The organism is Bacillus sp. BC05(2025) (assembly GCF_056725905.1).
The window spans coordinates 33,671-55,713 of record NZ_JBWYRA010000003.1 but is presented as its reverse complement, the minus strand read 5'-3'; the positions used below and the strand labels follow the sequence as shown (position 1 = coordinate 55,713).

Genomic DNA, 22,043 nt, shown 5'->3' with positions numbered 1-22,043 from the left:
TGAAATGATTTCATTTGTGTATGTCTATTTTGTGAAATATTTTACAAAATATCATAATAAAAATGCACTGCCTATATGAGCAGTGCATTTTTATTATGATAACGCTTGTGCTAAATCTTCAATTAAATCTTCCCCGTCTTCAATACCGACAGAAATTCGAATTAATGTATCTGTAATTCCTAATTCTTTGCGACGATCTGCTGGGATTGATGCATGTGTCATTTGAGATGGGATAGAAATTAAACTTTCTACTGCTCCTAAACTTTCAGCAAGTGTAAAGTATTGTAATTTCTCAAGTACTTTATTTAATGTTTCTTCGCTATCTACATCAAATGAGATAATAGCACCAAATCCATTTGCTTGTTCTGTTGCAAGTTCATGGTTTTGATGTGACTCAAGGCCTGGGTAATATACTTTATTTACTTTTGGATGGTTATTTAAAAACTCCGCAATAGCGCGTGAATTCGTTTCATGCTCTTCCATTCGAATTCCTAATGTTTTTAAACCACGAAGTAGCAAGAAGCTATCTTGTGGGCCAAGAATGCCTCCTGTTGAATTTTGTACAAAGTGAAGGTCTTCTGCTAATTGTGGGCTATTTACAACTACTAAACCTGCAACTACGTCACTATGACCTCCTAAATACTTCGTTGCACTATGAAGTACAATATCTGCTCCTAAAGAAATCGGCGACTGCCAATATGGCGTCATGAATGTGTTATCAATAATTGTTAATAAATCTTTCTCTTTAGCAAGAGTAGATATTTTCTTTATATCAGTAATTTTTAGTAACGGGTTCGTTGGTGTTTCCACATAAATCGCTTTCGTATTTGGACGGATCGCTTCTTCAACTTCCTCTAATTTTGTTGTATCTACAAATGTATGCTCAATACCGAAGCGGTTTAATACTTTTGTGATAACGCGGTACGTTCCACCATACACATCATCTGTTAAAATAACATGATCACCTTTTGAGAACAACATAATTGTAGCTGTAATAGCAGCCATTCCTGAACCAAATGCAAAACCAGCATGACCGTTTTCTAATACAGCAATCATTTCTTCTAAAGCTGCACGTGTTGGGTTGCCTGTACGTGAATATTCATATCCTTGGTGCTTACCAACTGCTTCTTGTTTGTACGTACTTGTTTGATAAATCGGTACATTTACAGATCCAGTTGAAGGTTCTCCTATGCGAATACCATGAATTAACTTTGTCTTTGCTCTCATTTTTTATTCCCATCCTTTGTATATGTCTTTACTTAAATAGCGCTCACTACTATCAGGAAAAATCGTTACAATATTTGTACCTGGTGCCGCTTTCTCTGCTTCAAGTAAACTTGCATGAAATGCCGCCCCGGAAGAGCTCCCAACGAGCAGTCCTTCTTTTTGCGCTAATTCCTTCACTCGTAAAAAAGCATTTCGATCAGAAATTGTATGAATGTCATCAAAATAAGATGTTTTCAAAAATGGCGGGATAAATTCAAGGCCAATCCCTTCTGTTTCATGCGGCCCAGCTTTACCACCATTTAAAATGGATCCTTCTGGTTCGACAATAACCGTTTTTATATCTATATTTTTTTCTTTCAAATAAGATGCAGTCCCCATGAATGTACCACCAGTTCCTGCTCCTGCAACGAATATGTTAATCTCTCCGTTAAGTGCCGACCAAAGTTCAGGACCTAATGTTTTGAAATATGCACGTGGGTTTGCTTCATTCGCAAACTGACTTGGAGAGTATGAATTCGGTATTTCATTTACTAACTCTTTTGCTTTTGCAATTGCACCGGTCATTCCTTGCTCAGTCGGCGTATGCACGACCGTTGCGCCTAGTGCTTTCATTAATTCTTGTTTTTCAATGCTAAATTTCTCTGGTACACAAACGATAACGTGTAAATCATGTTGTAACGCTGCAAGTGCCAGTCCAATACCAGTATTTCCAGCAGTCGGTTCAATAATTGTTCCGCCCTGGGTAACAAGCCCTTTTTTGAGCGCATCTTCGATTAATTCTCTTCCTAAACGATCCTTAACGCTTCCGCCTGGGTTATAAAATTCAAGCTTTGCAAATAAACGGACCCCTTCTGGAAGTGAAAAACGAGTAATTTCTACAATTGGTGTATGACCAATTAACTCATGAACTCCACGATATATATTCATCGTGTTCTCCCCCTTATTTGCCAATAAAGAAAAGGCAACTGTATGTATTTTCTTTATATGAGACAGTTGCCTTTTTGTTACATTACTTTAACTCTTCTAGTACTTTTACGATAAAGTTTGTAGAATGAAGAGCTGCTTGATCTAAAAATTGATCAAATGAAACATTTGATTCTTTACCAGCAATATCAGAAAGTGCACGAATAATAACAAATGGGACCTCATATTGGTGGCATACTTGCGCAACAGCTGCTGCTTCCATTTCTACTGCATAAAGATTTTCAAATTTATCACGAATTGCTGCAACGCGGTTCGGATCGCTCATAAATGAATCACCTGTTGCAATCATACCTTTTACAACTTGAATATTTTCTTCTGCCTGCATACATTTCTCAGCCAATGCAACTAATGCTTCATCAGCCTTGAATCCAGGCGGCATTCCTGGTACTTGACCATACTCATAGTTAAATGCTGTTACATCTACGTCATGATGACGAACTTCTGTTGAAATAACGACATCTCCAACATTTAGAGAATGATGGAATCCACCAGCTGAACCAGTATTAATTACTTTTTCAGGCTTATATCTTTCTAATAAAATTGTCGTTGACATCGCTGCATTTACTTTACCAATACCAGACTTTAACAAGATTACTTCATGTCCTGCTAATTGTCCTTTCGTAAATTCACAACCCGCAACCGTTTCTGTCTCTGCTTGTTCTAATTTGTCACGTAAAATACGTACTTCTTCTTCCATTGCTCCAATTACAGCAATTCTCAATCTAATCCCTCTTTCTATTGCTTAGTTGCCTCCATTACCCAAACGAAATGATTTAATCTCGTAAACGTTACATGGAAGCCATTGTTTTCAAAAATAGACTGCATGACTGGAATACGTGTATAGTATTCCGTTTGCAAATCATTTGCTAACTGATGAAAACCTCTTTGTTTTGCTGTTTCAACAGTTTTATCATATGCATCTTGATCTGCAAATATCGTATCAGCAAACACTATTTTACCACCTTTGTTTAGCAATTGACTATACTTCGCAATTGCTACATTTTTTTCATCATCTGTTAAATGATGAAATGCATAGGTGCTTACTATGGTATCAATTGAATTTGGGACTTCAAATGAAAGAAAATCACCTTCTGTAATGGAAAACTCTTGCGGCAATTTCTCTTTTGCAATCATGCGCATTTCACGTGATGGCTCTATACCGTAAACTGTGCGGCCAGCAAGTAATAATTTAGTTGTTAAATTACCAGTACCAACACCAAATTCTAATATATTACCAAATGACTTGTTAACTACATCCTCTAGAATATCCTCATAATGGGCGAAAACTTCTTTATATTGTATATCTTCGCCTTGTACAAATGAATCGTACGTATGAGCCCACTCATCAAATAAACCATTAAATTCTGTACCCATAAAAATTCCCCTTTTTCTTATCGGTTTTATCAGTATGATATTCCCTCTTTTTAAAAATGTCAATTGAAATGTACATGGTATTTCCTTCTTTTCTTTGTTACACTATAGTTGATTACATAGGAGAGGGGCCGTCTTCATGTCATTTACCTTTGAAATGTTAGAAGATAAAGTAGAGTTTTTTGAAGCGGGAGACTTAGCTTCTTTAGAACGAAAAATTAGTGAACAAATTGATAATAATAAAGCACTTATGCTTGAAGTTCATCACATCTCACATCAAATGGTTATGGATCCTGAAAGCAAAAGACCGTATTATAGCGCGGTTGTTCATTTTAAATTAAAAAAATTACGCTAAAAAAGAGAAGCTCCTAAGGAGCTTCTCTTTTTTTTTAGTTTAGAGTTTGAACAAGTACTGGTTTCCAGCCTTCATTCTCTACCCAATCAATATTTACATAATATCTTTTACCTGATTGTTTATCTTGTACGTTACCGTAAGCTTTATTTTTACCGTTATTTCCGATTCGATGAATAACTAATTGCTCTACTGGAACGTCAATTGCAGCTGAAATTGCTTGGTTCATCTCATTCCAATCTGCTGTACCTTTTTTAAACGTCATCGCAGGTGTTGCACCTTGCTCTGTACCTACTGGCTTCCAAGAAGATTTCGTATAAGCGTCAGTTGCCTTTGGCTGTGTTTTTTCAGCTGGTACTTTCTCGTTAGCTTTCGCTTCTTCCTCAGCTTTTTTCTGTTCTTCTTCAGCCTTTAGCTTCTCTTCTTCTTTCTTCTTAGCCTCTGCCATCTCTTGCTCGTTCTTCTTCGTCTCTTCTTTTCCTTTAGCTTTCTCAGATTTATTCTCTTTCGTTGTTTGCTGAGATACTTTTTTGTCACTAGGAGACGCTTCTTCTTTTCTTTCAGGAACAAACAATTGATATGATACAATAGCTACTAATATTAATACAATTGCGATTGCAATATTTAAAACACCGTTTTGACGACGTTTTTGTTGTTTCTGTTGGAATCTAGATCCTCCTGCCATTCTTCAAACCTCCATGCAGTTTTTCATACTTGCTATTGTAACATTAAATCTAGAAAGGTTGAACATTTACAATAATATTTTCATGAAATGAATAGATTTCACTATAAATTGCAAGATTACTTTTCCTTCTCTAATCGATAGATTGATTCTACGATAGCTTTGAAAATAGGTGTAACTTTATTTACATTGCTATTCGTTTCTATATCCACGACAACTAAAGCGTATCTTGGATTTTCATATGGAAAATAACCTGCAAACCAACGATTCTCTTTCGTCCCTTTTCCTGTTTGTGCTGTCCCAGATTTTCCAGCGACACTTAGTGGTAACGACCTAAATGCGGCTCCTGTTCCTTTCTCCGTTGTTACAACGCTCCTTAATAACTGTTGTAATGCTTTCACTGTTTCATACGGAAGCTGCTTTCCACCTAATGCATGGTTTTCAAATGTATAAAAGTCTGTTCCATTTTTATACATTATCTTTTCAACAGCTTTTACTTCCATTTTTTCTCCATTCCTAGCAATTGTCGCCATCATATTGGCAATCGCTAGAGGTGACATGCGTACATCTTTCTGTCCAATTGCTGTTTGTGCTACCGCTTTTTTACTATTCTTATTCCCTTCATTCCCCCAAATCGTAACACTCTTCTCCTCTGGCATTTGTTCAAAGTGAGTTGTATGAAATACAGAACCTCTCCATCCAACCTTATCAGCGGCTCCTAAAGCTGCTACGTAGGTTTCTAACGCCATCTTATCCTTTTGTATTAACTCGTTACCTAACTCTGAAAATGTCCTGTTACAGCTTCTAGCAAAGCTCTCTTTAAAACTAAGTGTCCCCATCATAACTTGTGGGTGGTCTTCACCATATAAATCTTTATTACAATTAAATCTGCGATTAAAAATATTTTCATTTTGATCAATCATTGCGGCTGCAACTATTGTTTTAAAAACAGAACCAGGAAAATGTGGTGTTAACATTTGATTTTCAAGTGTAGTTTTATATAGCCTTTCATCTTTCACCTGTACAGATGGTTTGCTGACCATCGCTAAAATTTCATTTTTCTTTACATCAAGTAACACTAATCCCCCCTTCTTTATTTCGCTTGCTTCAACTACTTCTTCTGCTTTTCGCTGTAACTCGTTATGTAAAGTAGTTTGAATCTTCACTGGGTAAAACGGATTTCCAGGTGCCGTGTATTTCGCTTGTTTTCCAAAAATCGGTTCTCCTTGCCGATCCACCTGATACAATACTTTCGTCTCTCCATCGGTCAAAAGAAACTCATCAAACGATTGTTGCAATCCTGAAATGCCAATTGGCGTTTGCTTTGAAATTTTGCTTACTTCTCCGTATCGTTTTTGAAATTCTCGTTCATTCTCACCCACATTGCCAATTAAATGATTCACCCTGCCAGTTTGCCGTAAACGAACTTCAGCTGCTACCATACCTAATACATTTAATTGATTTACCTTCTCCATCTGCTCGCGTGCCAATCGAAATGGTCTATCTCCCCTTTGTATGATAAATGCACTTTTCTTATCTTTCATTTGACTTTCAATCTCTTGTCTCGACACACCAATGATATGCGCAATTTTCTCTAACATGTCATTTTTTATTTGTAGAAATGGAAAAACAATTAAAACAGGGTACTTTTCCTCGCCTATTTCCTTACCGTTTCGATCTATAAAATGACCTCGTCCATCATCTACCGTAATGGATTGCGTCCGTTGTGTAACACTTTTTTCAATTAAATTAATCTTACGATCCGTAAATGACTCCGTATCTATAATTTGTATTTGAATTAAACGACAAAATAAGATAAACATAACACTTATAAAACAAATTAGAACAATTATAATTCTCCGGTTTATTATCATACAAAAACACCTCGTCTACTATAGTTTGGACGGAGTGTTTCATCTTTTATACAAATAAAAAAATCACTCGCTTTTACACGAGTGATTTTCAATTATTTTACAGAGATAATCTCTACTTGCATTTCTCCACCTGGAGTTTGGATTGCTACCTTCTCACCAATTTGCTTGCCTAATAAGCTCTTTGCGATTGGAGAATCGTTAGAAATTCTTCCTTCAAACGGGTCTGCTTCTGCGCTACCTACGATTGTGTAAGCTTCTTCATCTCCATCTGGTAATTCTTTAAATGTTACTGTTTTACCTAATGTAACAACTGTAGATTCTTCACCGTTATCTGTGATGATAACTGCGTTACGAATCATGTTTTCTAATTGTGTAATACGTCCTTCTACGAACGCTTGCTCATCTTTTGCTGCATCGTACTCAGAGTTCTCAGAAAGATCTCCGAAGCTACGTGCAATCTTAATGCGCTCTACAACCTCTTTACGTTTTACCGTTTTTAAATCCTCAAGTTCGTTCTCTAGCTTTTGCTTACCCTCTTGCGTCATAGGGTATGTTTTTTCTGTTGCCATATTTTCCACTCCTTTTATATACCAATCCCCCGAAAAAAAGAGGAGTTCCATATGAAAACTCCCCCGCTTATATGTAGAGCGGAGGTTTCTAGCACGCCTGTACTAGCGGAGTTGTCACATACAACCCCGTATTCCCAATTCTTCTTTATATAAAGAAGATATGTATGGAAAGTTGATATAAATATGCCCTCACCTATATATAGATGAGGTTGCATGTTTCATTGTATTCGATAGGAAGGGAAAAAATCCCTTCCTATCGAATATCTTTTACTATGCTATTACAAATTTACTTTTTGTTCAAGAATTGTTGCAATTTTTGTAACCATAATATCAATTGCAACGTGGTTTTGTCCACCTTCAGGGATAATAATATCCGCAAATTTCTTAGAAGGCTCAATAAATTGATTGTGCATTGGACGTACAACATTTACGTATTGATCAATAACTGAATCCATCGTACGACCGCGTTCTTTAATATCACGCTGCATGCGGCGCAGAATACGAAGATCTGCATCTGTATCAACGAATAACTTAATGTCCATTAACTCACAAAGACGTGGATCTTCTAAAATAAGAATTCCTTCTAAAATGATTACATCTTTCGGCTCAACTGGAATAATTTCTTCTGAACGCGTATGCAATGTATAGTCATATACAGGCTTATCAATTTGCTCATATGCAAGCAACTGCTGCAAATGTTCAATTAACAGATCATTATCAAACGCAAGCGGATGATCATAATTTGTTTTTAAACGCTCTTCCATTGGTAAATGGCTTTGATCTTTGTAATAATAATCTTGCTCCAAGATTAAAATAGAATGACCTTTAAAATGGTCAAAAATCGCTTTCGTTACACTCGTTTTACCTGATCCCGAACCACCAGCAATTCCAATTACAACAGGCTTATTCGTCCCCATTCGACTACCACTCTTTCTTATTGAAGTATGCTTTTGCGCATCATATTATTCACATACACTCGTTGATCCACTTTGAATTTCACGATTTGCAACGGATGTCTCGCTGCATCTAATTCGTTTCCATCCTCATCCCAAATTTTCTCCACCGTTTGTGTAAAGTTTTCTATTTCTGGCCCAAAGAACTCCACTTCATGTCCTGGTTTGAAATGATTACGTTGCTCAATCGTTACGATGCCCGTTTCTTCATTATAATCTAACACTAAACCAGCAAAATCATACGTTGTTTTCTTACTATGATTTCCAAACATTTGCTCTTGATGTCCTGGAACCCCTTCAAAGAATGCAGGAGCTGTATCACGATTTGCACATTTATCCAGCTCATCTAACCATTCTTGTTTAAACTCAAAGTTATCAGGATCCGCACAATATGCATCAATTACTTTACGATATACTGTCGCTACAGTCGCTACGTAATGGATTGATTTCATACGTCCTTCAACCTTTAAACTATCAATTCCAATTTCAATCATTTTCGGAATTGATAAAATTAAATTTAAGTCTTTTGGACTCATTGCAAAATGAGCATCTTCTTCTTGGAATAAAGGAAGCTCTTTTGCATCTTTATGTTGTGATACTGTTTGAACTAAATCATAGTCCCAGCGACAAGATTGACAACAACCACCACGGTTAGAGTCACGCGCTGTCATATGGTTACTTAACGTACATCTTCCCGAATATGCGATACACATTGCACCATGGACGAATGCCTCAATTTCAATATCCACTTTTTCTTTAATCTCTTTCATCTCTTCATAGCTTGCTTCACGAGCTAATACAAGACGATGTAAACCTTCTTCTTTCCAATACTGTGCTGCTTTCCAGTTGGATAGTGATTGTTGTGTACTTAAATGCACCTCAACAGAAGGCGCTACACGTTTACAAGTCTCAATAATAAGCGGATCAGCAACGATAATTCCCGTTACGCCAGCTTTTTCAATCCCTTTTAAATATTCCTCTAGCCCGTCCATATTTTCATTATGTGCAAAGATATTTGTTGTTACATATATTTTTGCTCCATATTTCTTTGCAAATTCCACACCTTCTGCCATTTCTTCCAGTGTAAAGTTACCTGCATTCGAACGAAGACCAAATTCTTGTCCACCTAAATATACAGCATCTGCCCCGTAATGGATAGCTACTTTTAATTTTTCTAAGTTACCCGCAGGGATTAACAGTTCAGGTTTCTTCACAATAACACGTTTGCCATCGATCACTCGTGAAATTTCTTGTACAGTCATTTCCTACACCCTCCTCGTTTAGTAAACCGTCTCTTTAAAGAAGAATCCTGTATCTAACGGACGATTTACCGGTTGCATTTCTTCTATCTCTTTATATAAATCGTCTTTCACGTCATAATACGCATCACGATCTTCTACACATAAATCAATTGCTTTACGATATTTCTTCGTTACCTCAATAATGTATTCAGAGCTTTTTAGTACACCATCAACTTTTAAGCTATCGATTTCAGCATCAATTAGCTCTTCTAACTCATCAATGAAACAAATATCGTTTGGACTCATAATGTGAGTACCATTTTCATCTTCATAAATTGGATATTTATTGTTACGCTCTGGGTCATATAAGAACATATTCTCTTCATATTTTTTCTTTTCAATGTCAAGATGACGTCCTTGATACTCAAAGTAATTTCCTACTAATGAACGCTTCGATTGGAACATACAAGTCATACCGTGAATTTGTACTTCAAGTTCCACTTCTGCATTTTCTTTTAATTCAACAATTTCATCTAAGCTAAGCTCACGAGCTAATACAGCACGTTTTGCTCCTTTTTGTCCCCAGTAGTTACAAGTAAACCAGTTTGTTGCTGTTGTTTCTGTATTCCAGTGCAATTGCATATTTGGTGCAACTTCGCGAACCGCCATTAATACCGCTGGATCTCCGAAAACAATTGCATCTACATGTACTTCGTTTAAAAATGTAACATAATCTGTTAAGTCTTCAACTTTATCATTGTGGAACATCGCGTTCATTGCTACGTATACTTTTACACCATTTTCATGTGCAATCTTCACAGCCTGTTTCACATCTTCACGTGAAAATTCCCCTGCTAAACGTAAACCAAACTTTTGCTCACCGATCATTACCGCATCCGCTCCTGCTTTCGCAAGAGGTTCGATATCCGCCACTGCTTTTGGCGTTACTAACAATTCAGGTTTCTTCATACCTTGGTCACCCTCTCTTTTTACTAACAGCTACTCCATCACCAATTGGGAAAATCGTTGTATCATATCCTTCATGGTTCATAAGCCATTCATTGTACGTCTTAATACGACGGATTAAACCACGTGTACGTCTGTTTTCAATTTTCTCTTTAGTCGTTACAAGACCATGGTACATAACATTATCTGAAATAATTACGCCACCAGGATTTAATAACGGTTCATATAAGTCAAAAAAGCGACGATATTGTCCTTTTGCTGCATCAATAAAAATAACGTCAAATGTTCCATGTTCTTCTACTTGCTCGCCTGTTTCTAACGCATCACCGTAAATAACGGAAATACGCTCTTTAACTGGTGAACGTTCTATATATTCAAGTGCTTTTTCATATCGCTCGCGATTGCGCTCAACTGTCACAATGCGAGAATTTGGAATAGCTTGCATCATACGAATGCTAGAATAGCCAATTGCTGTACCAAGCTCTAAAATGCTTTTCGGTCCAATTAAACGTAAAAATTGCAACATAAATTCCATTCCAAGTCGATCCATAATCGGCACATGGTTTTCTTTCGCATAGTCTTCCATTTCAAGAATTAATTTATCTTTCGGATCAATAAATGATAATAGGTACTCGTTAACTGCATCCTCCATAATGGTCCTCCTTATTTACATGGAGAAGTGCCTCTATGACGTCTTTTCACACATAGAATGCAATAAAAATACAAGCCAGCTTTACCCTTAGCTTGTACGTCCCGTTTTGATATTAAAAACGATTCTTCTGCCAGTTTTTAACCCGATATATTTTACCACAAAAAAGAGGGATGTGCGACCTTTTTCGCTATCCCTCCTCATTTCACTGTTTTTTCGTAATATATTTTTGCTTTAGTGCATTATGCTCTTCCAATGTTTTCGCATAGTACACTTCACCAGTTGGTGCAGCTAAGAAATAATAATAATCTGTTTGAGCAGGCTCTAACGCTGCTTCCACTGAATGTTTACCAGAGTTTGCAATCGGCCCAACTGGCAATCCTTTTACAACATACGTATTGTACGGTGAGTTTATCTTTAAATCTTCATATAGTACACGTTGCTTATGCTTTCCAAGTGCGTATAATACCGTTGGGTCCGTTTGCAGAGGCATACCTTTTGCTAAACGATTATAAAAGACACTAGAGATCTTTTGACGATCTGTAAAGCCTGTTGCCTCTTCTTCAATAAGTGAAGACAATGTTAAAAGCTGATGAACATCCCAGTTTTTCGCTTTCATTTTTGCCTCGTTTTGCACGATAATTGCATTCGTTTTCTCCAGCATTGGAATTACAATTTCTTCTAACGTCGTATCTTTTTTATAGAAAGAGTACGTCGCAGGATATAAGTAACCTTCTAATGGATATTTAATATTGCTATCAAAGATTTTATCCGTTAACAACTTCGGATACTTTTGCTGCATTTTTTGAATAAATGCTTTATCGTTTAGTTGACGTACGATATCATCTTTATTCAACTTTAATTCGGTTGCAACCGTTTCTGCAATTTCAGTTACTTGCGCACCTTCTTTTATCGTCACTTTATAAAGTGCTGGACGATGTACGTTACCTGATGACATTTGCTCAATAACATCTTTCGCACTCATTGAAGGATTTAATAAATATGTACCTGCTTGTAAATTTTTAGATTTAGCCTTTGTATAAAAACTAAAAACTGTACCGTTTTTCACAGCACCTTTTTCTTCTAAAATCTCACCAATTTTACTAGTAGATGATCCCTTTGGAATTTCTACTTCAATCTCTTTTTTATTCCCGCTATCAACTGGTCCTAATGCGGATGAAATATACGCATAGACTGAACCACAAACTAAAAGCAGTGCAATAATCGAAAATAAAAAAATGCGTCTACGCTTCTTTTTCACTTGATTCTCTACCAAAACTCTTCCTCCTTATTCAATTGTAGGCCATATGTACATCTTTCTATACAACACAATGAAAAATCACAATAAACGTACCTATCATTTTTGACAGATAGTTTATTTTTCTACAATCCGTCTCATTATACTACAAAGGATTGCGCAGTTTCGACAAAAAATCTTTCATTTTACATATAAAAAAGGTAGACGATATATCGTCCACCTCTTCAGTACTTATTATTCAGCTTCTTGCTCATCAGCTAGAGTGTTGAACATTTCTTGTACCATTTCCCACTCTTCTTCAGATTCGATTGGAAGTAAAGTTCCGCCCTCTTCTTCGTTTTGCTCATAAGCCATTGCATCATAAATTTGGTCTCCATCTTCGTCTACTTCACCGATTGGAGAGAAGACTACGTATGATTTTTTACCAAATTTTTCAGCGTCAAAAGTGAAAATAATTTCACATAAATGTTCGTTACCTTTTTCGTCTACAATTGTAATTTGATTTTCTTCCATTTTGGTCACCTCTTATTTACTATCTAAAAATCCTTGTAAGATTACGACTGCAGCCATCTTATCAATTACTTGCTTTCGCTTCTTACGGCTTACATCGGCTGAAATGAGCAGACGTTCCGCTGCCATTGTTGACAAACGCTCGTCCCACATTACAACGTCTAATTGTAACAGCTCTCGTAGGTTTTCTGCAAATTGTTGGCATGCTTCACCACGCGGGCCAATTGTACCATTCATATTTTTAGGTAAACCTACTACTATCTTGTCCACATCGTACTGTTTTACTAACTCAGAAATGCGGTCAAAACCAAATTGACCTCGTTCTTCGTTAATCTTGATTGTTTCAAGTCCTTGTGCTGTCCAGCCCATTTCGTCGCTAATTGCAACTCCGACTGTTTTTGTACCTACATCTAAACCTAATATCCGCATAAACTACTCCTCACGATGATGTTTCAAGTAAGACTTCACAAGCTCTTCAATTAATTCATCACGTTCAAGCTTGCGAATGATGCTTCGTGCATCTTTATGGCGAGGTATGTATGCTGGGTCTCCACTTAATAAATAACCGACGATTTGATTAATCGGATTATAGCCTTTTTCTTGAAGTGCATCATACACAGTTAAAAGTACATCATTTACATGGACACTCTGTTTTTCATCTTGAATGCTAAACTTCATTGTTTTATCAAAACCGTCCATTTCAAGCACCTCACTTATATAGTAAGTATAGGGAGAAGAACTTCCCCTCTCCCTACCATTGTACACTACTATCTCTTTATTTTGAAACAGATTTAACGTACTCTTGTACAAATGCTAAAGCTTCCTCAACTTGCGCTGGGTTTTTACCGCCCGCTTGTGCCATATCAGGACGGCCACCACCGCCACCGCCACAACGAGAAGCTACTTCTTTCACAAGTTTACCAGCATGGTATCCTTGGCTAATTAAATCTTTCGTTACGCCAGCTAAGATGTTTACTTTATCATCATTTACAGACGCTAATACGACAACTGCAGATTGTAATTTATTTTTTAGGTCATCCATCATTGTACGTAAATTGTTCATATCTGCAACATTTACTTTTGCCGCTAATACGTTCACACCATCAACTGTCATTACTGAATCAGTTAAGTTTCCAGCTTCAATGTTACTTAATTTTGCTGCAAGAGATTCATTTTCTTTTTGAAGTTGTTTTACTTCAGCAAATAAACCATCTACTCTTGTTAAAATATCTTTCGGATTTGTTTTCATTTTTCCTGCTGCTTCTTTTAATAAACCTACTTGATCGTTCATTAATTCGTATGCAGACTTACCAGTTACCGCCTCAATACGACGAGTTCCTGCACCGATACCAGACTCAGCAACGATTTTGAAAATACCGATAGAAGCTGTGTTATCCACGTGACAACCGCCGCAAAGCTCTAAGCTGTAATCGCCAACTTGTACAACGCGTACAACATCACCGTATTTTTCACCAAATAATGCCATTGCACCCATTTCTTTCGCTTCTTCGATTGCTTTTTGAGAAATCTCAACATCAATACTTTCCCAAATTTTCTCGTTTACGATACGCTCAATTTTTTCTAATTCGTCAGCTTGTACTTGACCGAAGTGAGAGAAGTCAAAGCGTAAACGTTCAGAAGTTACAAGAGAACCTGCTTGGTTAACGTGCGTTCCAAGTACATCTTTTAAAGCTTGGTGTAGTAAGTGAGTTGCTGTATGGTTTTTCACAACGCTACCACGGTTTTTCGTATCGATAATAGCTTTCACAGCTGCATCTTTCGTTAATGTACCTTCTTCAACAACAACTTTGTGCAAGTTTTGGCCGTTTGGTGCTTTTTGTACGTCTTTTACAAGAACTTTCACACCGTCAGCAAGAAGGTAACCACGGTCTGCAATTTGTCCGCCGCTCTCAGCGTAGAATGGTGTTACATCAAGCATTAATTGTCCTTCTTCACCAGCTTGTAAACTGTCTGTATATTCACCGTTTTTCACAAGTGCAACAACGTTACTTTCTGTCGCAACTGTACCGTAACCAACGAATTCGCTCGCTACTTTCACTTCTCCAAGGACACCGCCTTGAACTTGCATAGAATCAACGTCTTGACGAGCAGCACGTGCGCGCTCACGTTGTTTTTCCATTTCATTTTCAAAGCCTTCATGATCAACTGTCATACCAGCTTCTTCTGCATATTCTTCTGTTAATTCAATTGGGAAACCGTATGTGTCATATAGACGGAACGCATCTACTCCAGAAATAACAGTTGTTTTTTCTTCTTTTGCTTTTGCGATAACTTCAGCTAAAATTGCTTCACCATCATGAAGAGTTTCGTGGAAACGCTCTTCTTCATTTTTCACAACTTTTGCGATGAAATCTTTCTTTTCAAGTACTTCTGGATAGAAGTCTTTCATTACTTCTCCAACAACCGGTACTAATTCAAACATGAACGGACGGTTGATGTTTAATTTCTTAGAGTAACGAACAGCACGGCGTAATAAACGACGTAATACATAACCACGACCTTCGTTAGATGGAAGAGCGCCGTCACCAACAGCGAATGTTACTGTACGGATATGGTCAGCGATTACTTTAAACGCCATATCTTTTTCTAAGTCACCATTACGATATTTCTCACCAGAGATTGTTTCTGTTGCACCAATCATTGGCATGAATAAGTCTGTGTCAAAGTTTGTAGGCACATCTTGAACGATAGATGTCATACGCTCTAGACCCATCCCTGTATCGATGTTTTTCTTAGGAAGTGGTGTATATGAACCGTCTGGATTATGATTAAATTGAGAGAATACAAGGTTCCATACTTCTAAGTAACGCTCGTTTTCTCCGCCTGGATATAATTCTGGGTCACTAAAGTCATTACCGTAAGCTTCTCCGCGGTCATAGAAAATCTCTGTATTCGGTCCACTTGGTCCTTCACCGATATCCCAGAAGTTTTCTTCTAAACGGATGATGCGCTCTTTTGGAACGCCCATTTTCTCATTCCAAATTGTGAATGCTTCTTCATCTTCTGGATGGATTGTAACTGATAGTAATTCTTTATCGAATCCGATCCATTTGTCGCTCGTTAAGAATTCCCAAGCCCAAGTAATTGCTTCTTCTTTAAAGTAATCACCGATTGAGAAGTTTCCTAACATTTCAAAGAATGTATGGTGACGAGCTGTTTTCCCTACGTTTTCAATATCGTTTGTACGAATTGATTTTTGAGCATTTGTAATACGTGGATTTTGTGGGATTACACGTCCATCAAAATATTTTTTTAATGTTGCTACACCACTGTTAATCCATAAAAGAGATGGATCCTCATGTGGAACTAGTGATGCGCTAGGTTCTACTGCATGCCCTTTTTCTTGGAAAAAGTCTAAAAACATTTGACGAATTTGTGCGCCTGTTAGTTGTTTCATTGTATTTTCCTCCTTAAATATAAAAAACTCCCGCCCCTATAAAAGGGACGAGAGTTAACTCGCGATACCACCCTAATTATGAATTGATTATAACAATCAATTCATCACCTCATGGTGCCGTAACGTGGCAAGACGGCAGTGATTAGCTGCTCTCAGGATTAGCTTTCTGTTACCCTTCATTTAAAGCTTCTTTCAGCCATATGGAAGCTTCTCTCTATAAATGGACTGTAACGTACTTGTTCCGTCATTGATTTAATGTATTATATGACTAAATATAATAGAATTCTCTTAAGTTTGTCAATGTAGATAATCATTTATATTATATCAATTGCTTATTAATCATAGCTATTCTACTATTCATTCTTAACAGCCTTTTCATATATTATGCATGTGTTACTAAATTGCACTACCCCTACGCAATTTTCTAAATATTTTATTTTTGTTATAATTAAATTATCAATAATAAAGGAGCGATTATAATGACAACCTTATTGAACAAAGCTAAAAATATGTTAACGACTGACGAAACAATATTATTTTACACTGCGTGTTCATTAGATATATTTATTTATCGTTCCGTTGCAAGACCAGGACTGTTAATTTTAACGAACAAACGACTCTTCTTTTATGGACCAGATGTAAGTAAGAATCCATTATTTGAGGAGTACTCTTTCGAAAAAATTTCCGACCTAAAAGAACAAAAGCGCCTTTTCAGCAATCAAATTATCTTTATGTATGATAATGAATGGAAAAGAATAAAACATATTCAAACAAATGATGTAAGCTCTCTCGTTCAACAAATAAATAAGCAACTCTCTAAATAAGGAAAGCCCTCTACTTTTATAAATAGAGGGCTTTCCTATTACGCATCTTCTTTTTTCCAAAGAGGCCTTACATGAACGATTACTGTACGAATGACAGCTAAAACAGGAACTGATATTAATAAACCTACAATTCCTGCCACTTCTCCCCCAACTAATAATGCAAGCATAATAATAACAGGATGCATGCGAAGTGACTTACCAACGATATAAGGGGATAAAATGTTACTTTCAACGAATTGTAAAATAGCAATCGTAATCCCCGCTTTAATAAGTAAACTCGTTGATACCGTTGCCGCAATCATTAATGTCGGGATCGCTCCTAAAATAGGACCAAAATACGGTATTATATCTGTCACCCCAATAATAATCCCGAGTAACAATGGATATTTCATACCGATAAACCAAAAGGAAAGAGCAGATACGCCCCCTAATACTAAGCAAACAAATAATTGTCCTCGAATATAACTCCCAAGTGATTTATCAATTTCTTTCGCCAGCATTTGCCCTGTATTACGCCACTTACTTGGGACTAGTTTCCAAAAGATATGATAAAACTCACCGTAATCTTTTAATATGTAAAATACAATGAACGGAATTAAGAAAATAATGAGTAATGAATCTAGCACACCACGAGCTGTGCTCATCACTTTATTTAAAAGTGCTTGTATCTTCGTTTCTACCCCGACAAAAATTTGTTTCACCTTTTCATGAATAAAGGAAGGGAAATTCGCTGTTTGTTCCGTAACGCCATCCATCCAAGAATCATACATTTTTGTAAACTGCGGGAATTGTTCATTGATTTCTTGTAATTGCTTAATTACAACTGGCGTTCCTTTATAAATGCCATAACCAATTCCGCCAAAGAAAAGGATATAAATGAGCAAAATAGCGAGTGTGCGTGGCATCCCTTCCTTATGAATTTTTTCAATTAAAGGATGCAATAAATACGCAATAAAACACGCAATAAGAAACGGTGTAATGGCCACTTTACATACAAAAATAATCGGTGCCCATAGCGGCTTAATTTTTAGAAAGACGAGCAAACAAAGAAATACAAGTAACAATAATCCTAAACGATATATCCAAATTATTTTAAGATTCTTCACACGAAAAACCTCCTCCACCCTTATTTTGAAAATAAATAGGGTAGGTTATGTGCGAAAGTTTTAAAATCTTTTCATGTAGACCATACTGTTTTGTAAAGACGTACATATACATAACATAACAAGGACAACCACCCCTGAGAATGCAGCGTGAAACAATATAATCAGGAGGGCTCATAATGGTTTTATTTATGCTCGTATTATCAGCACTTTTTATGATTCTTGAATGGATTTGTATCGGGTTTGGTATTTGGAAGGGTTTCTTTATTCGTTCCTCACGAAAAGAAAGAGCGAAGCAATTATTTCATTACGGCATGCTTGGTGTTGGATGTTACGGCCTATCTTATCTCTTCTCTGAAATCGGACTTTTATATTTGCATACAAGTGCATAAAAAAACTCCCTTATAGATGAAGGGAGTTTTTTTATGCTTATAAATAAGATTTAATCATCTTACGTGCTTTTTTCATATTGCGTTTTGAGAACATATCTTGTTTGCGAGCATATTGATATGCTGCCGCTCCAACACCTAATGCGATTAATGAATTGCGTAGATTCAAAGTAAATCCCCCTTTTCGTTATCCGATCGTTCTTTCATTCTCATCAAATAAATCATCAAGAGAGCTTAATGAACCATCTTCTTCTACTTGATGCGTATGGATTTTCCCTTTTGAAACCGATAATTCGATATAACAATTCCAGCAATAAAATTGGTTGACACCTATTTTTCCAATGTCTTTCCCTTTGCAATTTGGACAAATGAACATATGGCTTTCATCTCCTTACATTCTCCCAGATTCTATTCGCCATTATGTCCAAACCGCATTCATTTATACATTGCTGGAGCCTTTCAACGTTATACGTTTGAAAGTTTCACTATATAATTTCACCTTGTTACATGAAATCATACGGTGAAATGTTTTCCACATCCATTTCTTCGCCATTTACCGTTACCATCTGTACTTCTCCTTGTGATTCTTGCAATCGACTGGCTAAAGTCGTTTGACGCATTGCATCATCAAGGCGATTTACACCAGACTGGAAAGCGGCTTCCTCTCCGCAAATAATAAGGAACTTCTTACTTCTTGTAATACCTGTATAAATTAAATTACGACGTAACATACGATTGTAACTTTTTACTATCGGCATAATCACAATCGGAAACTCACTACCTTGCGATTTATGAATTGAACAGCAATAGGCATGCGTAATTTGATTTAAATCTGGCTTTGTATACGTTACTTCAATTCCATCAAATGAAACGATAATCATATCCTGTTGCTCAACATTCTCTTTCGCATAAAACACCGAAACAATTTCGCCGATATCACCATTAAACACTTGACTCTCCGGCTGATTAACGAGCTGCAATACTTTATCGCCTCGTCGGTATACAACATCACCGTAAGCAATTTCTTTACTTTTTTCCCTTTTCGGATTAAACACTTCTTGTAACGCTTCGTTTAGTACATTAATGCCGGCAGGTCCACGATACATCGGAGCCAATACTTGTACATCTCTTGCGCTAAACCCTTTTGTCTTAGCATTCTCACAAACCTTCTTAACAACCTCAACAATTTGAGCTCCTGTACAACCGATAAATGAACGATCTTTTTGGTTTTGCGCTAAATCTGGTGGGAGCGTTCCATTTTTTATCGCATGGGCAAGTTGTATAACTGATGATCCTTCCGCTTGACGATAAATTTCAGTAAGCTTTACTGTCGGAACTGCACCTGCATTCAATAAATCTTTCAGCACTTGTCCGGGGCCTACAGATGGTAATTGATCTTCATCGCCTACAACGATAACTTGAATATTAGTTGGCAATGACTTAAACAACTGATTGGCAAGCCAAATGTCAACCATTGAAAATTCATCAATAATGAGCAATTTCCCTTGTACTGGATCCGTTTCATTACGTTGGAAAGACCCTTCTGGCGTCCAGCCAAGTAAACGGTGAATTGTACAAGCTGGTAGCCCTGTTGATTCACTCATTCGCTTCGCTGCTCTTCCTGTTGGAGCTGTTAATAATATCGGAAATGGATTATCATCACTGTATTCATTCGGATTTAACGATAGCCCGTGAAGTGACGCATACATTTCAACAATCCCTTTAATAACTGTTGTTTTCCCTGTTCCTGGTCCACCTGTTAATAACATCATCGGTTTATGAAGTGCTGTTTGAATTGCTTCTTGCTGAAATGGTGCATACTGCACATTCAGTTGTTCTTCAATTTCACCTAACGTCTTTAACACTTCTGCTTCAGGAAATGAAGGTGTTTCCTCTTGATTCATAAGCCTACGAATAGACTTGACAACACCTTTTTCAGAGTAGAATAACGATGCTAAATATATCCGTTCTTCTTCTATGATGACTTTCCCTTCACTTTGCATCATTTCAATGCAACCGATAATGTCTTCCTCTGTCACTCTTCCTTCTTGATTATTTAAAAGTGACATCGTTTCTCTTACAAGTTGATCTTTCCCCATATAAACATGGCCAAGCTGCAATGATACATTTTCTAACGTATAAAAACATCCCGCCCGTACACGATCGTCATGATTACCAGATATCCCTAACGCCCTTCCTATATCATCCGCTCTTCCAAAACCAATTCCGTCCACTTCTTCAATAAGTTGATATGGATTATTACGAATTACTTCTAATGTCATCTCTTTATATTGTTGGTAAATTTTAATAGAAAGCTTCGTTCCAAAACCGTAGCCATTTAAAAAGCTCATTACTTTCTCTAGCCCTTGATGTTCAACAATTGTCTCATAAATTTCTTGTGCTTTTTGCTTGTTGACAACACCATTTAAAGCCTCAGGATCATCCATAATTTTAGAAATAGCATGTTCCCCCAGATGGTCCACAATTTTTTCAGCTGTACGCTTTCCTATCCCTTTAAATAAATCACTCGCTAAATATTGCACCATACCAGCTTTTGTTTGCGGCAATTCTTTCTTAAATGTTTCAACTAAATATTGTTTCCCATACTTCGGATGGTCTTTAAAATGTCCTGTCAATGTAAACACTTCATCTTCATGCATGCGGGGAAAATGACCGTTTATCATTACTTTTTTTTCGTCGTACGTTTCATTCGTTTCAATGACTTTCATACTGACAACGGAATAGAGGTTTTCTTCGTTGTGGAAAATGGTATGAAGAACTTGCGCTTTTATAAACTTTTTCTCTTCTTCAAACAAATCCATTGCATGTTGATTTCCCATCTTTCCTCTCCTTTCCGGTTTCGTTTCGATTTAATGAGCAGTACATCCCCCACCTATTTAGATGAGGGATAACTACCCATTAACTATATTTTCATCTTATTCAGCTTCTTGCTCTAATAAACGAACACCATTACCAGCTAAAAAGTGATCTGGTTGAATTTCAATTGCTTTCTTAAATAAAGCAAGAGCCTTCTCGTTATTTTCTTCAAATACGTACGCAACGCCTAAATTATAATACGCATCCGCATGCTCTTCATCCATTTCTAATACCTTTTTAAAATAAGGTTTCGCTTCTTGAATATGTTCTAATCGCGCAAAGCAAAGTCCACACTGGAACATAGCTTCTACATCATTTCCATCTAATTCTGTTGCTCTTTGTAAAAACGGCAGTGCAAGACGATCATTTCCAAGTTGCACATGCGTAATACCTAGCATAAATGTTACATCAGCTGATTGTAAGCCAGCTTGCATCGCTTGTTCAAATACAGCTTTAGCTTCTGCAAATTGCTCTTGACCGTAATATACATTACCTAATCCATAATAAGCAGCCGCAGATTTATCATCTAGCTCTAATGCACGTTTATAAAATAAAATCGCTCTCTCACTGTCACCTATTACATCTAATAAGTTTGCAAAATTAATGTATCCAAGCGCATCTTTCGGATTTTCTTCGATTGCTTCTGTGAAATTTTTAGCAGCTTCCTCCCAGTTTCCTTCTTGCATATATTGAATACCTGTTTCAAGTTTGTTTGACATGTCCTTCACCTCTACAATAAATTATAACAAAGAATGTATTTTCCAAGCGAACGAAAATTCGCTTTATGTAAAAGAAA

Annotated in this window: 24 protein-coding genes and 1 other annotated feature; of the genes, 3 read left to right on the top strand and 21 right to left on the bottom strand. The window is 36.8% G+C overall.

Annotated features, from left to right (window positions below; translation table 11 throughout):
- Positions 1–93: 93 nt before the first annotated feature.
- The 4 genes from ACZ76X_RS10910 to ACZ76X_RS10895 form a co-directional block, all read right to left on the bottom strand.
- Complete coding sequence (locus tag ACZ76X_RS10910; RefSeq protein ID WP_098670113.1) at positions 94–1,227, bottom strand: bifunctional cystathionine gamma-lyase/homocysteine desulfhydrase; 1,134 nt, start codon at positions 1,225–1,227, stop codon at positions 94–96.
- Positions 1,228–1,230: 3 nt separating this feature from the next.
- Positions 1,231–2,154: an O-acetylserine dependent cystathionine beta-synthase gene (locus tag ACZ76X_RS10905; RefSeq protein ID WP_479850472.1), complete on the bottom strand. Its 924-nt coding sequence runs from the start codon at positions 2,152–2,154 to the stop codon at positions 1,231–1,233.
- 82 nt (positions 2,155–2,236) lie between these two features.
- Positions 2,237–2,932 carry a 5'-methylthioadenosine/S-adenosylhomocysteine nucleosidase gene (gene mtnN / locus ACZ76X_RS10900; RefSeq protein WP_001217039.1) on the bottom strand — a complete coding sequence of 232 codons (696 nt, stop codon included), beginning with the start codon at positions 2,930–2,932 and terminating at the stop codon, positions 2,237–2,239.
- Positions 2,933–2,946: 14 nt separating this feature from the next.
- Positions 2,947–3,585 carry a class I SAM-dependent DNA methyltransferase gene (locus tag ACZ76X_RS10895; protein WP_479850471.1) on the bottom strand — a complete coding sequence of 213 codons (639 nt, stop codon included), beginning with the start codon at positions 3,583–3,585 and terminating at the stop codon, positions 2,947–2,949.
- 136 nt (positions 3,586–3,721) lie between these two features.
- Between ACZ76X_RS10895 and ACZ76X_RS10890 the strand changes: the two genes are divergently transcribed.
- On the top strand, positions 3,722–3,937 hold the full coding sequence (locus ACZ76X_RS10890) for a YrzA family protein (protein ID WP_000010984.1): 216 nt from the start codon (positions 3,722–3,724) through the stop codon (positions 3,935–3,937).
- Between the two features lie 34 nt (positions 3,938–3,971).
- Here ACZ76X_RS10890 and ACZ76X_RS10885 read toward each other — a convergent pair whose 3' ends face one another.
- The 12 genes from ACZ76X_RS10885 to alaS all read right to left on the bottom strand — a co-directional run bounded on the left by ACZ76X_RS10885 (position 3,972) and on the right by alaS (position 16,054).
- On the bottom strand, positions 3,972–4,619 hold the full coding sequence (locus ACZ76X_RS10885; protein WP_479850470.1) for a YrrS family protein: 648 nt from the start codon (positions 4,617–4,619) through the stop codon (positions 3,972–3,974).
- Between the two features lie 116 nt (positions 4,620–4,735).
- A complete protein-coding gene (locus ACZ76X_RS10880) occupies positions 4,736–6,490 on the bottom strand; it encodes a peptidoglycan D,D-transpeptidase FtsI family protein (RefSeq protein WP_479850469.1) in 1,755 nt (584 codons plus the stop codon).
- Between the two features lie 92 nt (positions 6,491–6,582).
- Positions 6,583–7,059, bottom strand: coding sequence for a transcription elongation factor GreA (gene greA, locus ACZ76X_RS10875; RefSeq protein WP_000179963.1), 477 nt, complete (start codon positions 7,057–7,059; stop codon positions 6,583–6,585).
- 278 nt (positions 7,060–7,337) lie between these two features.
- Entirely contained in the window at positions 7,338–7,976 is a 639-nt protein-coding gene (gene udk / locus ACZ76X_RS10870; RefSeq protein ID WP_000537078.1) for a uridine kinase, read from the bottom strand.
- 17 nt (positions 7,977–7,993) lie between these two features.
- The gene (locus ACZ76X_RS10865) at positions 7,994–9,274 is read right to left on the bottom strand and encodes a peptidase U32 family protein (protein ID WP_000217970.1); all 1,281 of its coding nucleotides are present in this window, start codon (positions 9,272–9,274) and stop codon (positions 7,994–7,996) included.
- Between the two features lie 18 nt (positions 9,275–9,292).
- A complete protein-coding gene (locus ACZ76X_RS10860) occupies positions 9,293–10,222 on the bottom strand; it encodes a peptidase U32 family protein (protein ID WP_479850468.1) in 930 nt (309 codons plus the stop codon).
- Between the two features lie 7 nt (positions 10,223–10,229).
- Positions 10,230–10,871: an O-methyltransferase gene (locus ACZ76X_RS10855; protein WP_000389094.1), complete on the bottom strand. Its 642-nt coding sequence runs from the start codon at positions 10,869–10,871 to the stop codon at positions 10,230–10,232.
- A gap of 202 nt (positions 10,872–11,073) precedes the next feature.
- Positions 11,074–12,144: an endolytic transglycosylase MltG gene (gene mltG, locus ACZ76X_RS10850; protein ID WP_479850467.1), complete on the bottom strand. Its 1,071-nt coding sequence runs from the start codon at positions 12,142–12,144 to the stop codon at positions 11,074–11,076.
- A 216-nt stretch (positions 12,145–12,360) separates the two neighbouring features.
- Positions 12,361–12,639 (bottom strand): DUF1292 domain-containing protein, encoded by a 279-nt coding sequence (locus ACZ76X_RS10845; protein WP_000392247.1) that lies wholly within the window; start codon positions 12,637–12,639, stop codon positions 12,361–12,363.
- A gap of 12 nt (positions 12,640–12,651) precedes the next feature.
- Entirely contained in the window at positions 12,652–13,065 is a 414-nt protein-coding gene (gene ruvX, locus ACZ76X_RS10840; RefSeq protein WP_001221197.1) for a Holliday junction resolvase RuvX, read from the bottom strand.
- Between the two features lie 3 nt (positions 13,066–13,068).
- Positions 13,069–13,335, bottom strand: coding sequence for an IreB family regulatory phosphoprotein (locus ACZ76X_RS10835; RefSeq protein WP_000348590.1), 267 nt, complete (start codon positions 13,333–13,335; stop codon positions 13,069–13,071).
- A 76-nt stretch (positions 13,336–13,411) separates the two neighbouring features.
- Complete coding sequence (gene alaS / locus ACZ76X_RS10830; protein ID WP_342715809.1) at positions 13,412–16,054, bottom strand: alanine--tRNA ligase; 2,643 nt, start codon at positions 16,052–16,054, stop codon at positions 13,412–13,414.
- Positions 16,055–16,094: 40 nt separating this feature from the next.
- Positions 16,095–16,311, bottom strand: a binding site (T-box leader).
- Positions 16,312–16,533: 222 nt separating this feature from the next.
- On the opposite strand from alaS, the gene ACZ76X_RS10825 reads away from it, so the two are divergent.
- On the top strand, positions 16,534–16,878 hold the full coding sequence (locus ACZ76X_RS10825) for a PH domain-containing protein (protein ID WP_479850466.1): 345 nt from the start codon (positions 16,534–16,536) through the stop codon (positions 16,876–16,878).
- 38 nt (positions 16,879–16,916) lie between these two features.
- Here the strand turns inward: ACZ76X_RS10825 and ACZ76X_RS10820 are convergent, their stop codons facing one another.
- The gene (locus ACZ76X_RS10820; RefSeq protein WP_098670103.1) at positions 16,917–17,984 is read right to left on the bottom strand and encodes an AI-2E family transporter; all 1,068 of its coding nucleotides are present in this window, start codon (positions 17,982–17,984) and stop codon (positions 16,917–16,919) included.
- Between the two features lie 176 nt (positions 17,985–18,160).
- Here ACZ76X_RS10820 and ACZ76X_RS10815 point away from each other — a divergent pair, with 176 nt between their 5' ends.
- On the top strand, positions 18,161–18,373 hold the full coding sequence (locus ACZ76X_RS10815) for a hypothetical protein (protein WP_000242552.1): 213 nt from the start codon (positions 18,161–18,163) through the stop codon (positions 18,371–18,373).
- Between the two features lie 37 nt (positions 18,374–18,410).
- Here ACZ76X_RS10815 and ACZ76X_RS10810 read toward each other — a convergent pair whose 3' ends face one another.
- The 4 genes from ACZ76X_RS10810 to ACZ76X_RS10795 form a co-directional block, all read right to left on the bottom strand.
- On the bottom strand, positions 18,411–18,539 hold the full coding sequence (locus ACZ76X_RS10810; RefSeq protein WP_098670102.1) for a YrzQ family protein: 129 nt from the start codon (positions 18,537–18,539) through the stop codon (positions 18,411–18,413).
- A gap of 18 nt (positions 18,540–18,557) precedes the next feature.
- Entirely contained in the window at positions 18,558–18,746 is a 189-nt protein-coding gene (locus ACZ76X_RS10805) for a hypothetical protein (RefSeq protein ID WP_000469281.1), read from the bottom strand.
- 127 nt (positions 18,747–18,873) lie between these two features.
- Positions 18,874–21,210: an SF1B family DNA helicase RecD2 gene (gene recD2, locus ACZ76X_RS10800; RefSeq protein ID WP_479850465.1), complete on the bottom strand. Its 2,337-nt coding sequence runs from the start codon at positions 21,208–21,210 to the stop codon at positions 18,874–18,876.
- 96 nt (positions 21,211–21,306) lie between these two features.
- A complete protein-coding gene (locus ACZ76X_RS10795; protein ID WP_479850464.1) occupies positions 21,307–21,966 on the bottom strand; it encodes a tetratricopeptide repeat protein in 660 nt (219 codons plus the stop codon).
- Positions 21,967–22,043 lie beyond the last annotated feature (77 nt).

What these genes read in the sequence shown, in the direction of transcription:
- ruvX (WP_001221197.1), bottom strand. Translation starts at nt 13,065, where the DNA reads ATGCGGATATTAGGTTTAGATGTAGGTACAAAAACAGTCGGAGTTGCA.
- ACZ76X_RS10885 (WP_479850470.1), bottom strand. Translation starts at nt 4,619, where the DNA reads ATGGCAGGAGGATCTAGATTCCAACAGAAACAACAAAAACGTCGTCAA.
- ACZ76X_RS10815 (WP_000242552.1), top strand. Translation starts at nt 18,161, where the DNA reads ATGGTTTTATTTATGCTCGTATTATCAGCACTTTTTATGATTCTTGAA.
- ACZ76X_RS10890 (WP_000010984.1), top strand. Translation starts at nt 3,722, where the DNA reads ATGTCATTTACCTTTGAAATGTTAGAAGATAAAGTAGAGTTTTTTGAA.
- ACZ76X_RS10905 (WP_479850472.1), bottom strand. Translation starts at nt 2,154, where the DNA reads ATGAATATATATCGTGGAGTTCATGAGTTAATTGGTCATACACCAATT.
- greA (WP_000179963.1), bottom strand. Translation starts at nt 7,059, where the DNA reads ATGGCAACAGAAAAAACATACCCTATGACGCAAGAGGGTAAGCAAAAG.
- alaS (WP_342715809.1), bottom strand. Translation starts at nt 16,054, where the DNA reads ATGAAACAACTAACAGGCGCACAAATTCGTCAAATGTTTTTAGACTTT.
- ACZ76X_RS10835 (WP_000348590.1), bottom strand. Translation starts at nt 13,335, where the DNA reads ATGGACGGTTTTGATAAAACAATGAAGTTTAGCATTCAAGATGAAAAA.
- ACZ76X_RS10880 (WP_479850469.1), bottom strand. Translation starts at nt 6,490, where the DNA reads ATGATAATAAACCGGAGAATTATAATTGTTCTAATTTGTTTTATAAGT.
- ACZ76X_RS10805 (WP_000469281.1), bottom strand. Translation starts at nt 18,746, where the DNA reads ATGTTCATTTGTCCAAATTGCAAAGGGAAAGACATTGGAAAAATAGGT.
- ACZ76X_RS10865 (WP_000217970.1), bottom strand. Translation starts at nt 9,274, where the DNA reads ATGACTGTACAAGAAATTTCACGAGTGATCGATGGCAAACGTGTTATT.
- ACZ76X_RS10855 (WP_000389094.1), bottom strand. Translation starts at nt 10,871, where the DNA reads ATGGAGGATGCAGTTAACGAGTACCTATTATCATTTATTGATCCGAAA.
- ACZ76X_RS10795 (WP_479850464.1), bottom strand. Translation starts at nt 21,966, where the DNA reads ATGTCAAACAAACTTGAAACAGGTATTCAATATATGCAAGAAGGAAAC.
- ACZ76X_RS10860 (WP_479850468.1), bottom strand. Translation starts at nt 10,222, where the DNA reads ATGAAGAAACCTGAATTGTTAGTAACGCCAAAAGCAGTGGCGGATATC.
- udk (WP_000537078.1), bottom strand. Translation starts at nt 7,976, where the DNA reads ATGGGGACGAATAAGCCTGTTGTAATTGGAATTGCTGGTGGTTCGGGA.
- ACZ76X_RS10845 (WP_000392247.1), bottom strand. Translation starts at nt 12,639, where the DNA reads ATGGAAGAAAATCAAATTACAATTGTAGACGAAAAAGGTAACGAACAT.
- recD2 (WP_479850465.1), bottom strand. Translation starts at nt 21,210, where the DNA reads ATGGGAAATCAACATGCAATGGATTTGTTTGAAGAAGAGAAAAAGTTT.
- ACZ76X_RS10825 (WP_479850466.1), top strand. Translation starts at nt 16,534, where the DNA reads ATGACAACCTTATTGAACAAAGCTAAAAATATGTTAACGACTGACGAA.
- ACZ76X_RS10910 (WP_098670113.1), bottom strand. Translation starts at nt 1,227, where the DNA reads ATGAGAGCAAAGACAAAGTTAATTCATGGTATTCGCATAGGAGAACCT.
- ACZ76X_RS10895 (WP_479850471.1), bottom strand. Translation starts at nt 3,585, where the DNA reads ATGGGTACAGAATTTAATGGTTTATTTGATGAGTGGGCTCATACGTAC.